Source organism: Leuconostoc sp. LN180020, from assembly GCF_014844115.1.
Classification (GTDB): Bacteria; Bacillota; Bacilli; order Lactobacillales; family Lactobacillaceae; genus Leuconostoc; species Leuconostoc citreum.
Map to the genome: position 1 here is coordinate 1,065,088 of NZ_CP039736.1, position 21,883 is coordinate 1,086,970.

General features: G+C 39.1%; 22 protein-coding genes. 20 read left to right on the forward strand and 2 right to left on the reverse strand.

What is annotated here, in order from left to right; all coding sequences use genetic code 11:
• Window positions 1-71 precede the first annotated feature (71 nt).
• The 19 genes from FAZ25_RS05520 to FAZ25_RS05610 all read left to right on the forward strand — a co-directional run bounded on the left by FAZ25_RS05520 (window position 72) and on the right by FAZ25_RS05610 (window position 19,516).
• Entirely contained in the window at window positions 72-953 is an 882-nt protein-coding gene (locus FAZ25_RS05520) for a phosphate ABC transporter substrate-binding protein PstS family protein (RefSeq protein WP_085698682.1), read from the forward strand.
• A gap of 89 nt (window positions 954-1,042) precedes the next feature.
• Window positions 1,043-1,966: a phosphate ABC transporter permease subunit PstC gene (gene pstC, locus FAZ25_RS05525; protein ID WP_004901956.1), complete on the forward strand. Its 924-nt coding sequence runs from the start codon at window positions 1,043-1,045 to the stop codon at window positions 1,964-1,966.
• On the forward strand, window positions 1,966-2,850 hold the full coding sequence (pstA, locus tag FAZ25_RS05530) for a phosphate ABC transporter permease PstA (RefSeq protein WP_004901954.1): 885 nt from the start codon (window positions 1,966-1,968) through the stop codon (window positions 2,848-2,850). The genes pstC and pstA overlap by 1 nt, the downstream gene beginning before the upstream one ends.
• An 80-nt stretch (window positions 2,851-2,930) precedes the next feature.
• Complete coding sequence (gene pstB, locus FAZ25_RS05535; RefSeq protein ID WP_004901951.1) at window positions 2,931-3,770, forward strand: phosphate ABC transporter ATP-binding protein PstB; 840 nt, start codon at window positions 2,931-2,933, stop codon at window positions 3,768-3,770.
• Entirely contained in the window at window positions 3,767-4,537 is a 771-nt protein-coding gene (pstB, locus tag FAZ25_RS05540) for a phosphate ABC transporter ATP-binding protein PstB (RefSeq protein WP_004901948.1), read from the forward strand. The genes pstB (FAZ25_RS05535) and pstB (FAZ25_RS05540) overlap by 4 nt, the downstream gene beginning before the upstream one ends.
• Window positions 4,538-4,569: 32 nt before the next feature.
• Window positions 4,570-5,244 (forward strand): phosphate signaling complex protein PhoU, encoded by a 675-nt coding sequence (phoU, locus tag FAZ25_RS05545; protein WP_004901946.1) that lies wholly within the window; start codon window positions 4,570-4,572, stop codon window positions 5,242-5,244.
• Between the two features lie 153 nt (window positions 5,245-5,397).
• Window positions 5,398-5,751, forward strand: a complete 354-nt coding sequence (locus tag FAZ25_RS05550; protein WP_048801502.1) for a phage holin family protein — start codon at window positions 5,398-5,400, stop codon at window positions 5,749-5,751.
• 4 nt (window positions 5,752-5,755) lie between these two features.
• On the forward strand, window positions 5,756-6,718 hold the full coding sequence (hprK, locus tag FAZ25_RS05555) for an HPr(Ser) kinase/phosphatase (RefSeq protein WP_004901943.1): 963 nt from the start codon (window positions 5,756-5,758) through the stop codon (window positions 6,716-6,718).
• Window positions 6,711-7,727 carry an NAD(P)H-dependent glycerol-3-phosphate dehydrogenase gene (locus FAZ25_RS05560; RefSeq protein WP_004907988.1) on the forward strand — a complete coding sequence of 339 codons (1,017 nt, stop codon included), beginning with the start codon at window positions 6,711-6,713 and terminating at the stop codon, window positions 7,725-7,727. Before hprK ends, FAZ25_RS05560 begins: the two co-directional genes overlap by 8 nt.
• A gap of 35 nt (window positions 7,728-7,762) precedes the next feature.
• Window positions 7,763-8,635 (forward strand): UTP--glucose-1-phosphate uridylyltransferase GalU, encoded by an 873-nt coding sequence (galU, locus tag FAZ25_RS05565; protein WP_004901937.1) that lies wholly within the window; start codon window positions 7,763-7,765, stop codon window positions 8,633-8,635.
• Window positions 8,636-8,732: 97 nt separating this feature from the next.
• Entirely contained in the window at window positions 8,733-9,701 is a 969-nt protein-coding gene (gene trxB / locus FAZ25_RS05570; protein ID WP_192269131.1) for a thioredoxin-disulfide reductase, read from the forward strand.
• A gap of 255 nt (window positions 9,702-9,956) precedes the next feature.
• Window positions 9,957-11,156 carry an MFS transporter gene (locus FAZ25_RS05575; protein ID WP_012305362.1) on the forward strand — a complete coding sequence of 400 codons (1,200 nt, stop codon included), beginning with the start codon at window positions 9,957-9,959 and terminating at the stop codon, window positions 11,154-11,156.
• A 91-nt stretch (window positions 11,157-11,247) separates the two neighbouring features.
• On the forward strand, window positions 11,248-12,699 hold the full coding sequence (gtfA, locus tag FAZ25_RS05580) for a sucrose phosphorylase (protein ID WP_004904914.1): 1,452 nt from the start codon (window positions 11,248-11,250) through the stop codon (window positions 12,697-12,699).
• 63 nt (window positions 12,700-12,762) lie between these two features.
• Window positions 12,763-13,419, forward strand: a complete 657-nt coding sequence (locus FAZ25_RS05585) for a DedA family protein (RefSeq protein ID WP_004901928.1) — start codon at window positions 12,763-12,765, stop codon at window positions 13,417-13,419.
• Window positions 13,420-13,464: 45 nt separating this feature from the next.
• Window positions 13,465-15,165, forward strand: a complete 1,701-nt coding sequence (locus FAZ25_RS05590) for a phospho-sugar mutase (protein WP_192269134.1) — start codon at window positions 13,465-13,467, stop codon at window positions 15,163-15,165.
• Between the two features lie 121 nt (window positions 15,166-15,286).
• On the forward strand, window positions 15,287-15,646 hold the full coding sequence (gene rplS / locus FAZ25_RS05595) for a 50S ribosomal protein L19 (protein WP_004901922.1): 360 nt from the start codon (window positions 15,287-15,289) through the stop codon (window positions 15,644-15,646).
• A 340-nt stretch (window positions 15,647-15,986) separates the two neighbouring features.
• Window positions 15,987-17,072 (forward strand): DNA polymerase IV, encoded by a 1,086-nt coding sequence (gene dinB / locus FAZ25_RS05600; RefSeq protein WP_012305360.1) that lies wholly within the window; start codon window positions 15,987-15,989, stop codon window positions 17,070-17,072.
• A gap of 65 nt (window positions 17,073-17,137) precedes the next feature.
• Window positions 17,138-18,121, forward strand: coding sequence for a bifunctional oligoribonuclease/PAP phosphatase NrnA (locus tag FAZ25_RS05605; protein WP_192269819.1), 984 nt, complete (start codon window positions 17,138-17,140; stop codon window positions 18,119-18,121).
• A 30-nt stretch (window positions 18,122-18,151) separates the two neighbouring features.
• Complete coding sequence (locus tag FAZ25_RS05610; protein WP_004901919.1) at window positions 18,152-19,516, forward strand: DEAD/DEAH box helicase; 1,365 nt, start codon at window positions 18,152-18,154, stop codon at window positions 19,514-19,516.
• Window positions 19,517-19,548: 32 nt separating this feature from the next.
• On the opposite strand, the gene FAZ25_RS05615 is transcribed toward FAZ25_RS05610, so the two are convergent.
• Both FAZ25_RS05615 and FAZ25_RS05620 read right to left on the reverse strand, forming a co-directional pair.
• Window positions 19,549-20,379: an alpha/beta hydrolase gene (locus FAZ25_RS05615; RefSeq protein WP_004904904.1), complete on the reverse strand. Its 831-nt coding sequence runs from the start codon at window positions 20,377-20,379 to the stop codon at window positions 19,549-19,551.
• The gene (locus FAZ25_RS05620; protein WP_192269136.1) at window positions 20,369-21,586 is read right to left on the reverse strand and encodes a PTS sugar transporter subunit IIC; all 1,218 of its coding nucleotides are present in this window, start codon (window positions 21,584-21,586) and stop codon (window positions 20,369-20,371) included. Before FAZ25_RS05620 ends, FAZ25_RS05615 begins: the two co-directional genes overlap by 11 nt.
• A gap of 152 nt (window positions 21,587-21,738) precedes the next feature.
• Here FAZ25_RS05620 and FAZ25_RS05625 point away from each other — a divergent pair, with 152 nt between their 5' ends.
• Complete coding sequence (locus FAZ25_RS05625) at window positions 21,739-21,879, forward strand: teichoic acid D-Ala incorporation-associated protein DltX (protein WP_004901910.1); 141 nt, start codon at window positions 21,739-21,741, stop codon at window positions 21,877-21,879.
• The last annotated feature ends 4 nt before the right edge of the window (window positions 21,880-21,883 follow it).

Genomic DNA, 21,883 nt, shown 5'->3' on the forward strand with positions numbered 1-21,883 from the left:
AAGACCGTAGTGACATTTACATTGTTTTAAGATAATAGAGGAGTAGTAGTTAAATCTTGGGAGGCATGAATATGTCGAAATCGCATCGCGGAACAATTGTGTCTGCAATTGTAGCCGTGGGTATTGTTGCGGCTATTGGAACAGCTTATGCAACACGTGACAAAGGAAATTCTGGCACATCTATCACAGCAGTTGGTTCAACGGCGTTGCAGCCATTTGTTGAATCAGCAGGCGAAGAGTATGCAAAGGAGAACCTAGGCACATTCATTAACGTACAAGGTGGTGGTACTGGTACGGGATTAAGTCAAGTTGCACAAGGTGCAGTTGATTTAGGTAATTCTGATGTGTTTGCAGAAGAAAAAGCTGGTATTGACGCTAAAAAATTAGTTGATCATCAAGTAGCTGTTGTCGGTATTGCGCCATTGCTAAATAAAGACAATGGTGTTAGTAATTTAACCACTAATCAGTTACGTGACATTTTCACAGGTAAAGTAACCAATTGGCAGCAGGTAGGTGGCAAAAATATAAACATCGTCATTATTAACCGTGCAGCTGGTTCGGGGACACGTGCCACTTTTGAAAAGTGGGGACTAGGTGGCGCGCAAAGCCTTTCCGCGCAAGAACAAGATTCTTCTGGTATGGTGCGTTCCATTGTTGCAACAACACCAGGAGCCGTTTCATATGCTTCGTTTGGTTATATTGACCGTTCAGTCACTGCACCTTCGGTAGATAACAGTGCCCCTACTAATGCAAATGTTATTGACGGTAGATACCCAATTTGGTCTTATGAGCATGTTTATACGAAGGGTAGACCTAATAAAGAAGTCGCGCGCTTCTTAGATTACTTAATGTCAAAGAAAATACAAAAGACACTAGTGCCAGAGCTGGGCTATATTTCAATTCACGATATGCATGTGACGCGACAATTAGATGGCCAATTAGTTAAAAAATAAAGTTTAAGATTCAATTAGAAGAGAACATGAGATATGATACCTGTGTTCACAAATCCTGAATATAGGCTAAGTCATACTTTGGAGAAAAAATGGATAACATTACACAGAAGTTGATGCAAAAATCTGAATCAACGAAAAAAGATTCAATGGGCCGAGCAGTTAGTTTGGCAGCCTTAGCCCTTATTGTAATAGTCGTTGTATCGATTTTTGCTTTCGTTATGAGCCGCGGATTGTCAACATTTTTACATGATGGCGTTAGCGTGAAAGATTTCCTATTTGGCACCAATTGGAATCCATCCGTTATAGATCCACACACTAAGCAACCCTATATTGGGGCGTTGCCAATGATCTTGGGATCGTTTTTGGTTACCTTATTAGCAGCTATTGTAGCTACACCATTTGCAATTGGGACATCACTGTTTATGACAGAAATTGCCCAAAAACGTGGTGCTAAAATTATGCAACCAATTATAGAGTTGTTGGTAGGTATCCCATCGGTTGTTTATGGTTTTATTGGTTTGACAGTAGTTGTACCCTTTATTCGAGCAACTTTTGGTGGCTCAGGATTTGGTATTTTGTCTGGTACGATTGTCTTGTTTGTTATGATTTTACCAACAATTACTTCTATGACAGTCGACACATTGAAGTCGGTGCCACGTCATTATCGTGAATCAGCGTTGGCAATTGGGGCAACGCGTTGGCAAATGATTTACAAAGTCGTTTTACGCGCGGCAACACCTGGTATTCTAACAGCAATTGTCTTTGGTATGGCACGTGCTTTTGGAGAGGCTTTGGCTGTTCAAATGGTCATTGGAAATGCGGCATTGATGCCTCATAATCTGATTTCTCCAGCTTCAACGTTAACATCTGTTTTGACAATGGGTATTGGTAATACAGTGATGGGATCGTTACAAAACAATGTTTTGTGGACGTTGGCTATGATTTTATTGCTGATGTCACTGGTCTTTAATTTGATTGTTCGCGCTATTGGACGCAGAGGAGAAATGAAATAATGAACGCAAAAACTGCTGATAAAATAGCCACCGGCGTTATTTATGCCATTTCAGGCATTGTTGCTTTAATTCTTATTGCAATGCTTGCCTTTATTTTAGTCCGTGGCGTGCCACATTTGTCATGGCACTTTTTAACATCACCAGCAAAGGCCTTTGAAGCCGGCGGTGGTATTGGCATACAATTATTTAATTCATTTTACTTATTAATTTTGGCGATGATTATTAGTTTTCCTATTGCGCTGGGCGCTGCCATTTATTTGAATGAATACGCACGTAAGGGTAAATTCACCACGATTGTTCGTACAGCAATTGAAATTCTAAGTTCTTTGCCTTCTGTTGTTGTGGGACTGTTTGGCTTCTTGTTGTTCGTTGTTAAATTTCATTTTGGTTTTTCAATTCTATCTGGTGCTGTGGCGTTAACATTGTTTAACTTACCATTGCTAACGCGTTCAATTGAAACCAGCTTGGCGCAAATCCCTAATTTGCAACGCGAAGCAGGTTCAGCGCTTGGCTTGTCTCGATGGGAAACCGTCATCCATGTTATTTTACCAGCGGCTGTCCCATCAATTGTGACCGGTGTGGTGCTATCTGCAGGTCGTGTTTTTGGTGAAGCTGCCGCGCTAATTTATACGGCTGGTCAATCTGCACCAGCTTTGAATTTTGCTGACTGGAATCCATTTAATATTTCTAGCCCACTAAATCCAATGCGACCAGCAGAAACATTAGCGGTTCACATTTGGAAAATCAACTCTGAAGGTATTATGCCAGATGTCAGTGCAGTCTCAGCGGGGGCTTCAGCTGTTTTGATTATTGTTGTCTTACTATTCAACTTTAGTGCGCGCAAGATTGGTGCTAAGTTACATCAGAAACTGACAAGTGCCTAAATAGTGCTGGGTTAGTAAGGATACTAATAATGAAGTGGCTATGAACAATTATTTGATGTGAATAGCATGATGGAGAAAATATGGCTAACAATATTGACTTGAAACCAGTCAGTGAATTTATTTCAGAAAATGCACCAGAACGTTTTATTTATGATATGCCAGCGGAAAAACACGAAGTGGCTATCTCAACAAAAAATTTACAAGTATTTTATGGTGATAACCTTGCCTTGAGTGAAGGTGACTTGTCATTTGAACGCTATAAGATTACGAGTTTAATTGGCGCATCAGGATCCGGTAAATCAACATTTTTACGTTCATTAAATCGTATGAATGATGGTGTAGCAACCGTTAAAGGAAATATCATGTATCGTGGCGTTGACATCAATACTAAGGCAATTGATGTCTATGAAATGCGTCGTCATATTGGTATGGTATTTCAACGACCAAATCCCTTTGCCAAGTCAATCTATAATAATATCACTTTTGCATTGACACAACGTGGGGTGACAAAGAAGCAAGAGCTAGACGAAATTGTTGAAACAAGTTTGCGACAAGCAGCGCTATGGGATGAAGTTAAGGACGAATTGAACAAGTCGGCATTAGCATTATCTGGTGGGCAGGCACAGCGGTTAGTTATCGCTCGTGCACTGGCATTAAAGCCAGATATTCTATTACTGGATGAACCCTCTAGTGCACTAGACCCCATTTCATCGGCACAAGTGGAAGATACATTATTGGAACTCAAAAATAAGTATACAATTATTATTGTGACTCATAATATGCAACAAGCAGCACGAATTAGTGATTATACAGCTTTCTTCCATATGGGAAAAGTAATTGAATATGATTTAACACGTAAAATATTCACGCGACCAAAAGTTGCGTTAACAAATGATTATATATCGGGGAACTTCGGATGACAGAGACAAAACAAAACAACATTCTGGAAACACGTGATGTTAAGTTGTGGTATGGTCAAAAAGAAGCATTGCATGGTATTAATTTAAGTTTTCCTGAAAAGGGTATTACTGCATTAATTGGGCCATCTGGATCAGGTAAATCAACTTATTTACGGGCATTGAATCGAATGCATGATCTGGAAGACAATATTACGGTTACGGGGACGTTTGATTTTAAGGGCACCGACATTTACGCACCAACAACAGATACGGTTGAACTTCGTAAACGTATAGGAATGGTATTCCAACAACCCAACCCATTTCCATTTTCAATCTATGAAAACGTTATTTTCGGCCTGCGTCTGGCTGGTGTTAAAGATAAAGCTGTGTTAGATGAAGCAGTTGAAAAAGCATTAAGGCAAGCCTCTGTCTGGGACGAAGTCAAAGATGATTTGCATAAATCGGCATTGGGCCTTTCAGGAGGTCAGCAACAACGTGTTTCAATTGCACGTGTCTTAGCAACTTCGCCTGATTTGTTATTGTTAGATGAGCCAACATCAGCCTTAGATCCAGTATCAAGTCACAATATTGAAGAAACACTATTGAATTTGAGAAACGATTATGCGATGATTATTGTTACACACTCAATGTCACAGGCATCTCGTTTATCAGATCGTACTGCTTTTTTCTTAAGTGGTGATTTGATTGAAGTAGATGCGACAAAGCATATTTTCCTAAATCCCCAGAGACAAGAAACACAAGATTATGTGAGTGGCCGATTTGGTTAATAACTAAAAGTTTAACAATAAGGAGAAGTATGATGCGTCGATTATTTGATGAAGAATTAGCTGATTTGGATAACTCATTTACTGAAATGGGTATGCTTGTTGCACAAACGATACAAAAGTCCGTGCAATCATTTGTTGATCATGATCGTGAAGGGGCAAGAGCCATTCTTGATAATGATCACCAGATTAACGAACGAGAAGCAGCAATTGAAAAGAAAACCTTTGAGATGATTGCTTTGTATCAACCAGTGACAACTGATTTGCGTGAAATTGTGACTATCTTAAAAGCAGTCTCTGTTCTTGAAAGAATGGGCGATCAGGCCAGAAATATTGCCAATTCAACGATTCGTGTGAAGGGGACAAAACATATTGCCAACGTTGAAGAAAAACTTGGTGAAATGGGAACACAAGTAGCTAAGATGGTTTCTGCAGTCATGGATTACTATGTTAAAAATGATGCACTTGGTGCTGAATCAATTGCTGAAGAAAATCAATCATTATCAAAGCGGGCAGCACAAGTGCGTTCAGATTCAGTTGAAGGCATGAAAGAAGATGCTGAATTAGTTGATTCGGCAGCTGATTATCTGGTTATTGCTGGTTATCTCAAGCGTATAGGTGACTATACTACTGATATTGCTGAGTGGATTGTTTATAAGCGCACAGGTAAAATCATTGAGTTAAACCCAGGTTATAATTACTTTATTTAATATTATTTTACGAGATGAATGACTGAACGCTAAGTTTAGTCATTTTTTGTTTATCAGACGTCTTTTTGGTATAATGAAACTACTGGCACGAGTGAATAAGTGCATTGCAACAATGCGTTAAGCGCTTACACTAGTCAATGAAGGGAGGCTTCAATGCGTTTTCTTGCACGATTAGCAACAACAATGTTGGTCTTCTTAGTTATCGGCGCGTTATTTCCAAACGGATTTAGAGTTGATAATTGGTTAACTGCACTCGGGGCGGCGTTAGTGTTAGCAATATTAAACACCATTATTAAGCCGATCATAGTGTTGCTTACCTTACCGCTAACGATTCTTACATTTGGCTTATTCACAATAATTATTAATGCCGTAATGCTTGAATTGACTGCCGATTTGGTTGGTGGATTCGATTTTGCAAGTTTTGGATGGGCAATTTTAACAGCAATTATTTTATCAGTTGTGAATACTATTTTAACAACTGATGTGTATATGGATTCAGGAAGATAACAGCATGGCACAAAATTCAGTTACAGTAAAACAGTTAGTGGACAATACACGGTTAGAAATTGTCGCTGGCAATCAATATTTAGAACGGCCAATTACAACATCAGATATTTCACGACCTGGCTTGGAAATGACAGGTTATTTTAATTATTATGCTCCTGAACGTGTGCAATTATTGGGTATTACTGAAACATCGTTTTCTGAACGTATGGGGCATGAAGAATTGTTGATGGTTTATCGACGTATGGCTGATGCTGCGACACCAGCATTTGTCGTTTCTACCGGTTTGCCAATCAGTGATGAACTCAAACAAGCGGCTGATGAAGCAAAAATTCCTATATTAACCTCAACGTTGACTTCATCACGAATTCTATCTAATATGACATATTATCTCGGTGGACAACTAGCACCACGTGAAAACGTTCACGGTGTGCTGATAGATGTCCACGGATTAGGTGTTTTGATTACTGGTGATGCGGGTATAGGAAAAACTGAAGCAGCGCTAGAACTCATACAACAAGATAAAGCACGTTTGGTCGCTGATGATCGCGTTGATATTTATCAAGAAGATGAAGAGCGTTTAATTGGTGAGCCCAATGGTGTGTTACGCAATATGATGGAAGTGCGTGGTGTTGGTATTATTGATGTTCAACAAGTATATGGTGCCGTTTCAGTACGATCACACGCAACGATTGCCTTAAACATTCATTTATCAAATGGTAAGATTGGTGAAGCTAATTTTGACCGACTAGGGAATGATAACGACACATTAGAAATTTTGGGTGTCAAAATTAAGCGTATGGTCGTACCGGTCACACCGGGGCGAAATACAGCCAGCGTGATTGATGCCGCTGCGGTTAAGTTCCGTACGGCTAATATGGGTATTGACGCGCTCAAAACGTTGGAAGAGCGAATGTCTGCCGAAATGATTAAAAACGAAAAGAAAGACTTGGAGAACAAAAATGACTAAAATTGCTGTGCTGGGCGCTGGCTCATGGGGGACAGCACTAGCCAATACTGCTGCTGAAAATGGTCATGATGTTCGCTTATGGACGCACCACTCTGATCAAGCAGTAGAAATTAATCACAACAAAACAAATACAAAATATTTACCAGATGCAACGCTCTCAGAGCAGTTGTTTGCTACTGATGATATGGCAGTTGCCGTAAAAGATAGTGATATTGTGTTATGTGTTGTTCCAACTAAGGCTGTACGGGAGGTTGCTAAACAGTTAGCTGATACACTGGCACAGTTAAATCACCAGGTTATTTTGGCACATGCGACAAAAGGACTTGAGCAGGGCACTTATAAACGCATTTCTGAGATGTTATCGGAAGAAATACCGGAAACCTACCGTTCTGCATTAGTCGTTGTATCTGGCCCATCACATGCAGAAGATGTTATAAAACATGATTTGACAGCAGTTTCTATTGGTGGAAGTGATGAAAATGCAACTAAGCTGCTACAGCGCGTGTTGTCAAACAAAACGTTTAGAGCTTATACCAATCATGACTTACTTGGTTCTGAATTGTTTGCTGCATTAAAAAATATTGTTGCTATAGGATCAGGTGCTTTAGTTGGTTTAGGTTACGGTGCAAATGCACAAGCTGCGCTTTTGACTAGAAGTTTAGTTGAGATGCGTCAGTTGGGCCTAGCAATGGGTGCACAAGAAAAAACATTGTATGAACTAGCCGGTATCGGTGATTTAATTGTGACGGGCATGTCACCAAATTCTCGTAACTATCGTGCTGGCTTAGGATTAGGTCAGGGAAAAAGCTTAAAGCAAGTGTCTGATGACATGGGCATGGTAATTGAGGGTGTCAACACAACGAAAGCAGTATATGATTTTTCACAACAGTACCATGTGGACATGCCGATTACCAAAGCAATTTATCAGGTTTTGTATGACAATAAACCGTTATCTGAAGCCATTAATGATTTGATGTCACGGCCTTTGAAATCTGAAGACGCGTTGTAACTATGATGAAGTGTTAAGAAAGAGAGTAAACTATCATGAAACCAGTACGTAAAGCAGTTATTCCAGCCGCAGGATTAGGCACACGTTTCCTGCCAGCAACAAAGGCACTTGCCAAAGAGATGCTCCCAATTGTTGATACGCCAACAATTGAATATATTGTGCGTGAAGCCATCGCCTCAGGAATTGAAGATATTGTGATTGTTGATGGTAAGTCAAAGCGCTCAATTGAAGATCATTTTGATTCTAATCCTGAACTAGAGAATAATCTGCGTGAAAAAGGCAAAGATGAACTATTAAAGATTGTTCAAGAAACTACCGATATTAACATGTACTTTATTCGTCAGTCACATCCGAATGGGTTAGGCGATGCTGTTTTGACTGCAAAAGCTTTTATCGGCGACGAGCCATTTGTCGTGTTACTAGGTGATGACTTAATGCAGGATGAAGTACCACTCACAAAGCAACTAATAGAACGTTATGAAGAAACTGGCGAATCAACGCTAGCGGTTATGAAGGTACCACATGATCAAGTTTCTGAGTACGGGGTAATTGATCCAGCTGCTGAAGCTTCTGATGGTTTATACCGTGTTAAGACATTTGTGGAGAAGCCTAAGCCAGAAGATGCACCATCTGATTTGGCGATTATTGGTCGCTACTTGTTGACACCAGAAATTTTTGAAGAATTAGAAAATACGAAACCTGGTAAAGGTAATGAAATCCAATTGACTGATGCAATTGATTCTTTGAACAATCGTCAACACGTTTATGCACATGAATTTAAAGGTAGCCGATATGACATCGGATCTAAGATTGGTTTCTTAGAAACTAATATTGAATTTGGTTTGAAGCATCCACAGACACGTGATCAGTTGCGTGCTTATATTAAGGAATTAGCTGCAAAATTATAAGTCGATACCATTGTCAGTGTAGACATTTGATTAGACAAAGACAGTTGTTTTGTGTAAAATTATACTGATAAAAGGTAAGTAAAGTGAGGCGTGTCAAATGGCAGATTTAAAACGATATGATGTTATCATAGTGGGTGCTGGACCAGCAGGAATGACAGCGGCGACGTATGCGTCACGGGCTAATTTGTCTGTGCTGATGTTAGACCGTGGTATTTATGGTGGCCAAATGAATAACACTGCTGACGTTGAAAATTATCCCGGATTTGATACAATTCTTGGACCGGATTTAGCTGAAAAAATGTATGCGTCTTCAACTCAATTTGGCGCTGAATATGGCTTTGGTAGTGTGGAAAGTATTGAATTGCAAGGACAAGACAGGATTGTTCATACAGATATGGGCGACTATGTGACAAAAGCAATTATTATTGCCACAGGTTCAGAACATATTCATTTAGGAGTTGATGGCGAAGAACAATACCAAGGACGTGGTGTGAGTTATTGTGCCGTTTGTGATGGGGCCTTTTTCCGTGATGAGGATGTATTAGTTATCGGTGGTGGTGATTCAGCTATTGAAGAGGGTCTCTATCTTACTAATTTAGTCAAATCAGTTACTGTATTGCATCGCCGTGATAAGTTACGTGCACAGCAAATTATTCAGGATCGTGCCTTTGATAATGAAAAAATGGCATTTCGGTGGCATACAGAAGTACTGAAAATCACTGGGGACGATGAAAAGGTAACTGGTGTAGATGTTATTAATAACCAAACACAAGAACTGTCGCACATTGATGCCAGCGGTATCTTTATATATGTTGGCTTGATGGCAAACACACAAGGGTTTGAAAATCTCAATATTACAGACAGCGAAGGCTGGATTCTAACCAACGAAAAAATGGAAACGACCATTCCGGGTGTCTTTGCTGTTGGTGATGTTCGTGCAAAGACATTACGTCAGATTACAACAGCAGTTGGCGATGGTGGTATTGCTGGACAGGCAGCTTATGACTATATTAGTAGTTTGCCATCTGTCAATGAGGCAACAACCAGCGTAAAAGCAAATTCTTAGAATTTGCTTTTTTTGTTAAATTTAATAAGCTTTATTTTATCTTGTTTTTTTCTCATAAATAGTTGCTATAGACAGTTTTTATATGATTTGAAAAACTTATGAAAATTCATGTAAATTAACATTACTATTTTCATAGTGGAAAACGTTTGACAATTGAGGTGCAAGCGGTTACAATTATTTGTGTTGACTTGCACAAAGAAATTTTAATACAAAAAGGAACCGGTTCTATTTTAACGAGAACTGAAGGAGAGAATCATGAAGAGTCAAGATAAATGGATTACTAAAGTTGCTTTCTTAGGTATTTCATTCATGTTAACTAGTGCGTATGCCATTAACGGGGCACTACCACAGATGACTAAATCATTAGGTGTTTCGGCGACAGAAGTACAGGCGCTTGCAACAACACCCTCAATCGTTGTCACAGTCTTTGTACTGTTAAGTTCGTTCATTGCTGCTAAACTAGGCGACAAAAAGACAATTATACTCGGTATGTTACTTGTTGGCTTTGCTGGTATCGTACCATTCTTCGTCTCATCGTATGCAGCAATTTTAGTTTCTAGAATGGTATTGGGCGCTGGCTTTGGTATTTTTAATTCACTAGCAGTCTCAATGATTGCCGTGATGTATCAAGGGCAAACACGTGCCACGATGTTAGGTTGGCGTGCCGCCGTGGAACAAATTGGACAAGCTGTGTTAACTTTTGTTGCAGGCTTATTGTTGAATTTTGGCTGGCATACAACGTTCTTAGTTTATCTTTTAGCTTTCCCAATCTTATACTTATTCTACGTTCGTGTACCAGATACGACAGAAATGTTGGCAGAGGCAGAAGAAAAGCAAGGAAAAGCTGCTAAAAAAAGTCTAGAAGGACCGAAAAAAATTAGTCCAGTTGTTTGGATATTAACTTTATTTGCAGCTTTCTTAGTTATTGATTACATGGCTATTCAACTTAGCTTTCCGTTCATGGCACAGAGTCTAGGCGTAAATGGTATGGTTGTGTCAACAATTTTGTCCTTCATGTTGGTGGCTGCAATGGTCGGTGGCATAGTATATGGCACAATCCAAAAACTGTTTGGACGTTTTACATTACAAGTGGGCTTGATTTTGATGGCCATTTCCAATTACCTAGTCGCTTTTTCAAATCATAATTTTGTTATGTTAACGATTGGTGTACTGCTCATTGGCTTCCCAATGCAATTGATTTCACCATTTATTTTTAGTCAATTACCTAATCTAGCACCACTTAAGAAACAACCATTTGTGACATCAATTATTTTGATTGGTTTTAACGTTGGTGTCTTCGTTGAACCGTTTATTATTTCATTTTTGGCCGGCATTATGGGCAATCATACAAGTAATGTTGCAGCGGCGGCATATACGACAATTCCGCTGCTCGGTGTCATTCTATTAATTATTGCGGTGATTACTTTTTTCACTAATCGTAAGCGCTTGGCATAATGACAGAGCACCTGCGCTGCTAGACGGCGCAATATAAATAGTCTAAGTTTATAAAGTTTACAACTGTGTTTTTAAAAGGAGAACAAAAAACATGAAAAAGCTTACCAATGAAGCAATGCTAATTACATATGCTGACTCACTTGGAAAGAATTTAAAAGAATTAAATCAAGTTTTGTCAAATGAACTTGATGGTGTTGTTGGTGGTGTCCATGTGTTGCCATTTTTCCCTTCAACAGGTGATCGCGGATTCGCCCCTGAAGAATACGAAACAGTCGACCCAAAGTTTGGTGACTGGTCAGATATCGATAAGTTAGCAGAAAAATATTACTTGATGTTTGATTTCATGTTGAATCATATTTCACCACAATCAAAGTATTTCCAAGACTTCTTAGAAAAGAAAGAAGCATCAGAATATTATGACATGTTCTTGAAGTATTCTGAATTTTGGCCTGAAAACCGTCCTACTGAAGCTGATATTGATTTGATTTACAAGCGTAAGGATAAGGCACCATTTGCACCCGTAACATTTGCTGATGGTACAACCGATCAAGTATGGAACACTTTCGGTGACCAACAAATGGATTTGGATGTCACTAAAGAAGTAACTAAAAAGTTCATCAAAGACTCATTGGTTAATTTGGCACATCATGGTGCATCTGTTATTCGTTTGGATGCCTTTGCTTATGCGATTAAAAAGTTGGACACAAATGATTTCTTCGTTGAACCGGAAATTTGGAACATCTTAGATGAAGTTCGTGAAATCCTGGCAGCGGAAGGATCAGAAGTGTTGCCAGAAATCCATGAACACTACAAGATTGTCCGTAAGATTACTGAACATGACATGTATTCATATGACTTTGCTTTGCCATTAATCACGTTGTATTCATTGTACTCAGGAAAGACAAATCGTTTAGCTGATTGGTTACGTCAAAGCCCAATGAAGCAGTTTACAACCTTGGATACACACGATGGTATTGGTGTTGTTGATGCTAAGGACTTGTTGACACAAGAAGAAACTGACTTTACAACTGAAGAAATGTACAAAGTTGGTGCCAACGTTAAGAAGATTTTCTCATCAGCAGCTTATAACAACTTAGACATTTACCAAATTAACACGACTTATTACTCAGCATTAGGAAACGATGACGCTGCTTACTTGCTAGCACGTGCAGCTCAAATTTTTGCACCAGGTATTCCACAAATTTATTATGTTGGTTTGCTTGCGGGTGAAAATGATATTGAGTTACTAGAAAGCTCAAAAGAAGGCCGTAACATTAACCGTCATTATTATGATTTGGCTGAAATTGCTGAAACAACAAAGCGTCCGGTTGTTTCAAACTTGTTTAACTTGCTACGTTTCCGTAACACAAGCTCAGCGTTTGATTTAGATGGTACAATCGATGTGATTAATGATGGTGAAAACGAATTGACAATCACACGTACGTCTGCAGATGGTAAGACAACAGCTGTGTTGGATGCTAATTTTGAAACAAAACAATTTACTGTAACAGAAAATGGTGTTGAAATTTTCGCTACAAAGTAAAGACGTCAAGAAAAGCGCCTCGGCGCTTTTTTGGTATAATAGAGGCAAATAAAGGATAACGTTATGCTCATACTTGCTTCTAATTTACCTCACTTTTTAACAGATATTCTTTCAGCGGATAATCCGTTTTCAATGACTAAGCTCGTGATTCTTTTTTTGCTTATTTTTATTGAGACAGCAGGTATTGTGACTGGTTTCATACCAGGGGACACAATATTAACCACTGCTGGTGGACTTGCAGGAACACATCATAATTTCGGCGAATTAATGGCTTATATTGCTATTTTTTCATTGGCTTCTTTTTTGGGCGATGCCGTCAATTATTGGTTTGGTGCCTTTTTGATGAAACAGATTAGTAAAATCCCGTTTTTAAAGCGACACCTACAGGGAGAAATGTTAGATAAATTAGCTACTAATTTTCATCCAAAGCGTTGGCTATTATTTGTTGTTTTAGGACGCTTTTTACCTTTCATTCGTGTTGTTGTACCGCTATTAGCAAGAAGATTAGGACTGCCATTTGTGAGCTATATTCGTATGGCGGCTTTTGCGAGTGTATTGTGGTCTGCAGTCATTGTTTCTGCAGGATACTTCATTGGACACCTAGATATACCGTCAGATATGCTGTTAATTATCGTTGTAGGCATAGCGATCGTCTTTATCGTGGCTTTAAGAGTCCCAAAATTTAGACAAGCAATCGTTAACTTGTTTGTTCGGAAATAATCAAACTTTGTTATAATAAAGCTAGAATACACATAGGAGAAAATCATGAGCTATCAAGAACAATTAGCAAAATGGGAAGCATCAGTTTTGCCAGAATATTTGGCCAAGGATTTGGCGCACTATACACCTGAAGAGCAAGAAGATGCGTTTTACCAGAATTTGAGTTTTGGTACAGCTGGCATGCGTGGTGTTTTGGGTGCCGGCACAAATCGTATGAATATTTACACAGTTCGTCAAGTCACTGAGGCATTAGCGCGTTATATTGACGCCCAGGGCAATGCTGCAAAAACTAGTGGTGTTGTTATCAGTTTTGATTCGCGACACTTTTCACCAGAATTTGCTTCAGATGCAGCGCAGGTTTTATCTGCACATGGTATTAAAGCCTATTTGTTTAGCAGTTTACGACCAACACCGGAGTTGTCTTTTGCTGTACGCGAACTTGGCACATTTGCGGGCATTATGATTACAGCATCGCACAATCCTAAAGAATATAATGGCTATAAAGTATACGGAGCGGATGGTGGACAAATGGTGCCAGAAGCTGTTGAGGCGGTTGTTTCAGAACTTGAAAATATACAAGATGTCTTTACGATCGCTTTAGATAAATCAAATGCGCATGTGCAAGTTATTGATTCAGAAATTGATGATAAGTATTTAGCTAACGTTGCCACAGTAACGGTTAACCCAGAGTTGGTTGCTAAGGAAGGGGCTTCGTTGAAATTTGTTTATTCACCGCTACATGGCACAGGACAGTATATTGGTGAAAAAGCACTACAACAAGCTGGTTTTACAAACTATACCATTGTAAAAGAGCAAGCGGTGATTGACGGAGATTTCCCAACAGTTAAGAAGCCAAACCCAGAAGATGCAGCAGCCTTAGTTATGGCTATTGATTATGCTAAGCGTGAAGGGGCTGATGCGGTTGTGGCGACTGATCCCGATGCAGATCGTATGGGAGCAGCTGTCAAATTAGCTGATGACACATTCCAAGTCTTAACAGGGAACCAAATTGCGGCTGTGCTTGTGAATTATCTTTTGACGGCAAAGAAAGAAACAAATACATTACCAGAAAATGGTGCTATTGTGACTTCAATTGTTTCTTCACGTTTTGCTTCAAAGATAGCGGCTAGTTTTGGGGTAACAACAGCAGACGTCTTGACAGGGTTCAAGTACATTGCTGCAACGATTGATGAGTATGAAGCAACTAAATCACATCAATTCTTATTTGGCTTTGAAGAGAGTTTTGGTTACCTGGTTAAGCCATTTGCCCATGACAAAGATGCTATTCAAGCTCTTGTGTTATTTGCTGAAGTAGCAGCATATTATAAGTCACAAGGCAAGACGTTCGCCGACGGCCTACAAGAGTTATTTGAAAAGTTTGGTTACTTTGAAGAAAAGACAATTAGCCTAGACTTTCCAGGGATACATGGCAATGATGAAATGTCAGCCATTATCAGTAAGTTCCGTAATGAACAGCCGAAGACAATTGGTGGTGTGGCAGTCAATCGTGTACAAGATTTTTCAACGGCAACTGAAACATCAGCAGACGGTCAACAAAAAACATTACCACAGCCAAAAGCTAATGTCTTGAAATATTGGTTAGCAGATGGTTCTTGGGTGGCTGTGCGTCCTTCAGGTACTGAACCAAAATTGAAATTCTACATTGGTGTTGAATCCGATAGTCAAGCGACATCACAAGCTAAAATTGATGTTATTTCGGAAGATTTGATGCGCTTTGCAAAGTAATTCTGGACAAGTAATAATTTATTTGATATAATTAAAAAAGCCGTAATGGCAATATTAACGATAATCCGCTGTGCGTCAAGCCTAAGGGCAAGTGTAAGATTGTCGACTAGGAGAATGACCAATGCGTCAAAATACTATTTTAGAGAATGTGACATCAGCACAATTGCGTTCTGATATTCCTGAGTTCCGTGCCGGTGATACAGTTAAGGTTTATGCCAAGATTGTCGAAGGTTCACGTGAACGTATCCAATTGTTTGAAGGCGTTGTCATCAAGCGTAAGGGTTCAGGTATTCAAGCAACATATACTGTTCGTAAGATTTCATCAGGTGTAGGTGTGGAACGTACTTTCCCATTACATTCACCTCGTGTTGAAAAGATTGAAGTTGTACGCTTTGGTGCGGTTCGCCGTGCTAAGTTGTACTACTTGCGTGCTTTGCAAGGTAAAGCCGCTCGTATCAAGGAACGTCGTCGCGACGTATAATCCTAAAAAGGCACCCATTGCAGGTGCTTTTTTACTACAATTTTTATGCCACTACAGCTCAAGTATAGCGGTTGTCTGTGTAATATTTGCGTAACACAATAGCAAAGCTATTGATATGGATACCAATCTCTGAGGGTATATAATAGTTACATACTCGAATAATATTTGAGTTTCATTACTCCCCTAGTAATGTTTCAATCAGCCCCCCAATTACTGATTGATTTTAATGATAGCGCGAGCTATCTTCCCTCTGACCATTGCCCTCTTCGGTCAGAGGGATTTTTTTGTGCTGACTGCTGAAAACGAACTTATGTTCGCTTGTTGATGTTATAATGTTGATATGGCAGAATTCTTAATAACAACTGATTTAAGGAAAATATTACACGTTGACATTGATGCTTTTTATGCGCAAGTAGAAATGCGGGATAATCCTGAGCTGCGCAATCGGCCACTAATAATTTCGCGTGATCCTGCAGAAACAGGTGGACGTGGTGTGGTCGCGACGGCTAATTATGTTGCACGAGCGCTAGGTGTGCACTCTGCCATGAGTGCAGTTGAAGCACGGCAGTTAGCGCCAGAGGGCGTCTTTCTATCGCCAAATTTCAAAAAATATAGGCAAGTATCAAAAACGATTCATCACATTTTTCACACGTTTACCGAAAAAATTGAACCCGTTGCACTTGATGAGGCTTATTTAGATATGACAGATTCACACTTGTCTGGGGCGAGTATAGCCGCACAAATTAGACATCAAATTTTAAAAGAAACGGGTTTGACCAGTTCAATAGGTATTTCACACAATAAGTTACTTGCTAAGCTAGGATCCGAGTTTAACAAACCAAATGGTGTCACGGTTATTACACACGATAACATGTTGTCCTTTTTAGCTGAACTACCGATAGGCGACTTTCGTGGGGTAGGTGCGAAGACAAAAGCAAAATTTTCAGCGTTAAAAGTTGAAAATGGATTACAATTACGTCAATTACCTAAAGAAACACTGAGAGGATTGTTTGGTAAGATGGGTGAGAACTTATACTGGCAAACACGAGGCGTGCATTTTGGGGAAGTGCAGTGGCAACGTCAGCAACAGTCAGTGGGAAAAGAAGCTACTTTTAGGTATTTTATCCACAATGAAATTGATGTCCATAAAGCCTTTAAGCAACTAGCCAATGAGATGATAGCCGCTTTAAAAGTAAAACAATTAACCGGACGTACATTAAATATCAAAATAAGAGATGATGCATTTAATACAATTACGCGTGCGATCACTAGAGAAACACCATGGCCATTATCTGAAACACTCATAACACAAACGGCTCAGAGTGTGTTTGAGGAAGTTATTCAAACACCTTTTTCAGTAAGGTTGCTGGGCTTGTCTATTAGTAACTTACAATCGAGTACATTTGAAGAAATGACATTGTTTTAAACATGGTATACTTATTGAAGGCGTAATGAAGCAGATAAATGATTACGATTCAGAAAGACGAATTAATGGCACGAATTGAAGAAGAAATTTTAACACAAATTAAACGATATGATACGGTTATTATTCATCGGCATCAACGACCAGATCCTGATGCGTATGGCTCACAATTAGGATTAAAGGCTATTTTACAAGCTAGTTTTCCGAAAAAGAAAATTTATGCAGTTGGTAAGGCCGTAGCAGGCTTGTCATGGATGTCACAGGATGAAATATTTATGGATGACATACCTGATAAGGCATATAACAATGCGTTAGTAATCATGGTTGATACAGCAAATGCACCTCGAATTGATGATCAACGGTGGCCTAATGGTTTAGAAACAATTAAAATTGACCACCATCCAAATGACGAACCTTATGGCGATTGGCAATGGGTAAAAGAAGGTCATTCGGCAACGAGTACCATGATTTACGAATTTTACGAAGTGTTGAAAGATCAAGGCTTGGTTATGAATGCCAAAGCCGCACGACTACTTTATACAGGTATTGTAGGTGACACTGGCCGCTTTATGTATAGCATGGATAAAGAAACATTCCGTGTTGTATCAGAGCTTTTTAATTATGATTTTGATTATGAGGCTGTTCTTTACAATATGACAACTATGACAGAGAATGCTGCCAAGTTATCAGGCTATGTACTGCAAAATTTGACGATTCTACCATCAGGGTTTGCTTATATCATTTTAACGAATGAACTAATTGCTTCATATAACTTACGTGACGCTGGAACGGCTTTTGTTGTGTCGTTGCCGTCAAAAATTGATCAGGTGAAAGCCTGGGCGATTTTCGAGGAGCAAGATGAGGGTAATTACCGAGTAAGATTACGTTCACGAACAATTGTGATTAATAAAATTGCTAACCAATTTGAAGGTGGTGGGCATGCAATGGCCTCAGGTGCATGGGCACAAACGACAAACGATATTACGCGCCTAGTCGACATGGTTGATGGGAAATTAATGGCAGAAAATCACATGACAGATAAAAGTAAATAACATGATATGTATTGAAAGCAGAGGAAATTAATGGCAGAAAAAGCAAACCAATTTGGACAATTTAATTTAAAATCAGACATTATTTCAGCACTAACAGCTATTGGTTTTATACAACCAACTGCAGTTCAGGCTAAATTAATCCCGGCCGTTTTACAAGGGCACGATGTTGTTGGCCAGTCGCAAACAGGTTCAGGTAAGACGCATACTTTTTTGATTCCAATTATTAATCAGTTGGAGCAAGGAAAGAATTACGTACAAGCGGTAATTACAACACCTTCGCGTGAACTTGCTGCACAAATTACAAAAGCGGCGAAGCAGTTTGCTGATAAGTTGCCTTACGAGGTAACAATTTCGGAATTTGTTGGTGGCACAGATAAGCTACGACAAGTTAAACAACTGGAAAATAATCAACCACAGATTATTATTGGGACACCAGGGCGTATAAAAGATTTAGTTTCTTCTGGTGCGCTAAAATTGCATGCAGTTAAAACATTAGTTGTTGATGAAGCGGACATGACATTGGATATGGGTTTCTTAAATGAAGTGGACTATATTGCAGGTGCTATGCCAGAAAAATTGCAAACGCTAGTTTTCAGTGCAACCATGCCAGAAAAACTCAAGCCGTTCTTAAAAAAATATTTGGATAATCCTAAATTCGAAGCAATTCCTGTTTCAACTGTTATTGCCGAAACAATCGACAACTGGTTGCTAGCTACAAAATCAAAAGATAAAAATGATGTCATTTATCAGATCCTAAGTATTAGCAATCCCTATTTAGCACTTGTTTTTGCCAACACAAAGGATCGCGCGAAAGAGATAGCTAGCAATTTACGTAGTAAAGGCTTAAAAGTCGCTGAGATTCATGGGGATATTGAGCCAAGAGAACGTCGACGTGTCATGAAAGCGATTCAAAACTTAGATTATCAATATGTTGTGGCAACTGATTTAGCAGCTCGAGGTATTGATATTGAAGGTGTATCGCATGTGATTAATGATGATATACCTGGTGAACTTGAATTCTTTGTTCACCGTGTTGGTCGTACAGGGCGCAATGGTATGCCAGGATTGGCAATTACCTTGTATGGACCAGATGAAGAAGATGAAGTAGTAGAGCTTGAATCATTGGGAATTGATTTTAAAGCAAAACAAATTAAAGATAATCAAATTATTGATGTTAAAGATCGTCGTGCACGTAAACAGCGTGTGGCAACGACTAAAAAGCTTGACCCAACAATGGTTGGCATGGTTAAAAAGAAAAAGAAAATTGTTAAACCAGGTTATAAGCGACGAATTAAATCAGCTATTCAACGTAAGAACCAAATGGATCGACGTATTTCTCAACGTGAAGAAATGCGTGCAGTGCGTAAGGCTAACAAAAAACGTGGTGACGCATAAAAACCTTGATAACGCTTGTTATCAAGGTTTTTTTACTGTTTTCTATCAGAACGTGCTAATGGCTTGAGAATATTTGATTCAATTAAGCTAACAACTTCAGGATTTTCTGGCAGGCTTGAATGCTGAGCATTGTCGCCGGAAACAGTAATTTGAGTATATGATTTAACAGCTTTTTGATAAATATATTTACCCGCAATCACACTTTGAACTGGTACGATACCGTCATCAGTATAATCTTCAGTGCCAGCAACAGAATACATGGTTAAATCTTTGGGTAGCTGATTGTTGCCACTAATGAGATCATTAAGCATTTCAGTTCGGCGTTGTAAGGAAGATTCTGAGAAATTAAAAGGTGTACCGAGCGTCATGAGTATTGGAATATTAAAATCATCGTCAGCATGGTATTTTTCTAAATAAATAGTCCAATCAAGACCACCATTAGAATGCCCAACTGCAGAGAATGTTTGAAAATGATAGCGATCTTGCAGGGTGTCTAGTGCTTTAGCTAACCATGATGCTTGCTTTTTAATGTGGTCATAACCATCTTGATTATCTTCAAAACCAATAACAATAAAAGGCTGTCGGTCATTGGCATTAATACTACCTAGAAAAGTTAATTGGCCACTAGTGCTGACCTGAACTTTGAGCACACTATGCGGCGCACCCTTGGCATTGATGGTGGCAAATAAATCATCAAATCGGTTAATCGTGGCCTCGGAACCTGGAACGAAAATCGTGGGCACCATTCGGGAATTTTGTATTTTGGCTTGGCTAGTTGTTGTTTTTGCAACCCAATGTTGGCCATAAAAACCTAATGCAATTATAAGCATCAGACTAACAGTTAAAATGAACTTATTTCTCATAAGAAACCCCCTCGGTCAAGCGATGAACAAATGGGCGGTAGATAACGATACTTAATATGACGACGGCAACGGTAACTAACGTTGAACGTATTGGCGTTGTACTGGCAATTGTTGGTAACAGTAGATTAGGAATATTCATTGGTGTTGGGTAAACAACGGGTTGAATGAAATGGGTGGCGATAGCAACATACCCAATGAGTTGACTAATAACTGAAACCAAAAGCATAGGCACTAACATGAGTGGCCTAAGAAATAGCGGAACGCCAGCGAGTAACAAAGTGTTATCATCAAACAGACTAGGGAACCAAGTGATGAGGCCTAATTTTTGGTGCTTCCTTGAGGTAGCGAATAACAGCAATAAACTAATGGCTAAAGTATTACCAATGCCACCAAATAGAGTGAAAGCACCGTAAGTACTGTATAGATTTTCGGGATACGGTAAGACTTTATGACCTGTGCTTAGGACGGCATCTAAATTAGCGATAACAGTATTTAAGGTTGTTTGATCATCAGTCAGTTCTGAAGGCAGTGCAAAGCCAAAAACGAACAGCAGGGGTGAAAGAATTGAAACAGCGAGCAAACCCCAGAAGGTGGTGAAAAATGTTTTAGACAGCAGGGCAGATATGGTAGTTTGAAAATGTGGGATGGCAATTAATTGCCGCAATAACCAACTCATTAAGATAATTAAGACGGCCCAGACTAAATAGCGATAGGCATAAGGTGACGTATCAGGATTGACCCATTTTTTTTGAAACCAGCAATAGGTTGTGACACTAAATAAGACAGTAACACTCATGAGTAAGTATTGCGTTGTATTATATGTAGGAATCTGATTTTTACCGACTAATAATAAATAAATGGCAATAAAATTCGTTAAGATGGGCAAACTGGTATTTGTAATACCTTTGGTTGTGAGGTAGTGTTGTGTGAGTGCAATAACAAAAATCATCACGATGGCAGCATCTAAGAAGGTTAACCCAATACGCATGTGGTTAGATATAACCTTTGTTATTGGCGGATAGTTGTCGACCATGCGACCGATAAAGTTATCAGGGGCAAAGATTAATCGAAATAGAAGATGCGCATAGACATCAATTACTAATATAGGTCTAAGTTGCTGTAACGCGGTCTTGACTGCCTGCATGGTTGCATGCTGATAGACAATATTATCCCAACGTTGTGATTGATTAACAAGCGTTTTAAGCATGGCATATCTCCGAATGATGTAATCTGTATTGTAATAATTTGCTACAAAACGAGCATGTTTGTGCTATAATTAATTCAATTGTGTTTTATAGTAGTTCCAAATATGTACTATGTTGATTATACATGAAATCACAGATACGGGGGTAACCTGAAATGATTAAACAATTTTTTCAACGTCCGGTTGTCAATTTTATTGCACGGACGCTGTTCTATTTTATTGTCATTCTAACGCTTGTGTACCTTTATAGTTATTCAGGTGTAGGTGGCGGTAAGTTTATTTATAACGAATTTTAATTTA

Excerpts from the sequence above, each read along its gene's own strand:
- FAZ25_RS05620 (WP_192269136.1), bottom strand. The coding sequence starts at position 21,586 with ATGCTTAAAACGCTTGTTAATCAATCACAACGTTGGGATAATATTGTC.
- galU (WP_004901937.1), top strand. The coding sequence starts at position 7,763 with ATGAAACCAGTACGTAAAGCAGTTATTCCAGCCGCAGGATTAGGCACA.
- FAZ25_RS05590 (WP_192269134.1), top strand. The coding sequence starts at position 13,465 with ATGAGCTATCAAGAACAATTAGCAAAATGGGAAGCATCAGTTTTGCCA.
- FAZ25_RS05610 (WP_004901919.1), top strand. The coding sequence starts at position 18,152 with ATGGCAGAAAAAGCAAACCAATTTGGACAATTTAATTTAAAATCAGAC.
- dinB (WP_012305360.1), top strand. The coding sequence starts at position 15,987 with ATGGCAGAATTCTTAATAACAACTGATTTAAGGAAAATATTACACGTT.
- FAZ25_RS05625 (WP_004901910.1), top strand. The coding sequence starts at position 21,739 with ATGATTAAACAATTTTTTCAACGTCCGGTTGTCAATTTTATTGCACGG.
- pstA (WP_004901954.1), top strand. The coding sequence starts at position 1,966 with ATGAACGCAAAAACTGCTGATAAAATAGCCACCGGCGTTATTTATGCC.
- rplS (WP_004901922.1), top strand. The coding sequence starts at position 15,287 with ATGCGTCAAAATACTATTTTAGAGAATGTGACATCAGCACAATTGCGT.
- FAZ25_RS05575 (WP_012305362.1), top strand. The coding sequence starts at position 9,957 with ATGAAGAGTCAAGATAAATGGATTACTAAAGTTGCTTTCTTAGGTATT.
- FAZ25_RS05585 (WP_004901928.1), top strand. The coding sequence starts at position 12,763 with ATGCTCATACTTGCTTCTAATTTACCTCACTTTTTAACAGATATTCTT.
- pstB (WP_004901951.1), top strand. The coding sequence starts at position 2,931 with ATGGCTAACAATATTGACTTGAAACCAGTCAGTGAATTTATTTCAGAA.
- pstC (WP_004901956.1), top strand. The coding sequence starts at position 1,043 with ATGGATAACATTACACAGAAGTTGATGCAAAAATCTGAATCAACGAAA.
- hprK (WP_004901943.1), top strand. The coding sequence starts at position 5,756 with ATGGCACAAAATTCAGTTACAGTAAAACAGTTAGTGGACAATACACGG.
- FAZ25_RS05560 (WP_004907988.1), top strand. The coding sequence starts at position 6,711 with ATGACTAAAATTGCTGTGCTGGGCGCTGGCTCATGGGGGACAGCACTA.
- FAZ25_RS05550 (WP_048801502.1), top strand. The coding sequence starts at position 5,398 with ATGCGTTTTCTTGCACGATTAGCAACAACAATGTTGGTCTTCTTAGTT.
- FAZ25_RS05520 (WP_085698682.1), top strand. The coding sequence starts at position 72 with ATGTCGAAATCGCATCGCGGAACAATTGTGTCTGCAATTGTAGCCGTG.
- pstB (WP_004901948.1), top strand. The coding sequence starts at position 3,767 with ATGACAGAGACAAAACAAAACAACATTCTGGAAACACGTGATGTTAAG.
- trxB (WP_192269131.1), top strand. The coding sequence starts at position 8,733 with ATGGCAGATTTAAAACGATATGATGTTATCATAGTGGGTGCTGGACCA.
- phoU (WP_004901946.1), top strand. The coding sequence starts at position 4,570 with ATGCGTCGATTATTTGATGAAGAATTAGCTGATTTGGATAACTCATTT.
- gtfA (WP_004904914.1), top strand. The coding sequence starts at position 11,248 with ATGAAAAAGCTTACCAATGAAGCAATGCTAATTACATATGCTGACTCA.
- FAZ25_RS05615 (WP_004904904.1), bottom strand. The coding sequence starts at position 20,379 with ATGAGAAATAAGTTCATTTTAACTGTTAGTCTGATGCTTATAATTGCA.
- FAZ25_RS05605 (WP_192269819.1), top strand. The coding sequence starts at position 17,138 with ATGGCACGAATTGAAGAAGAAATTTTAACACAAATTAAACGATATGAT.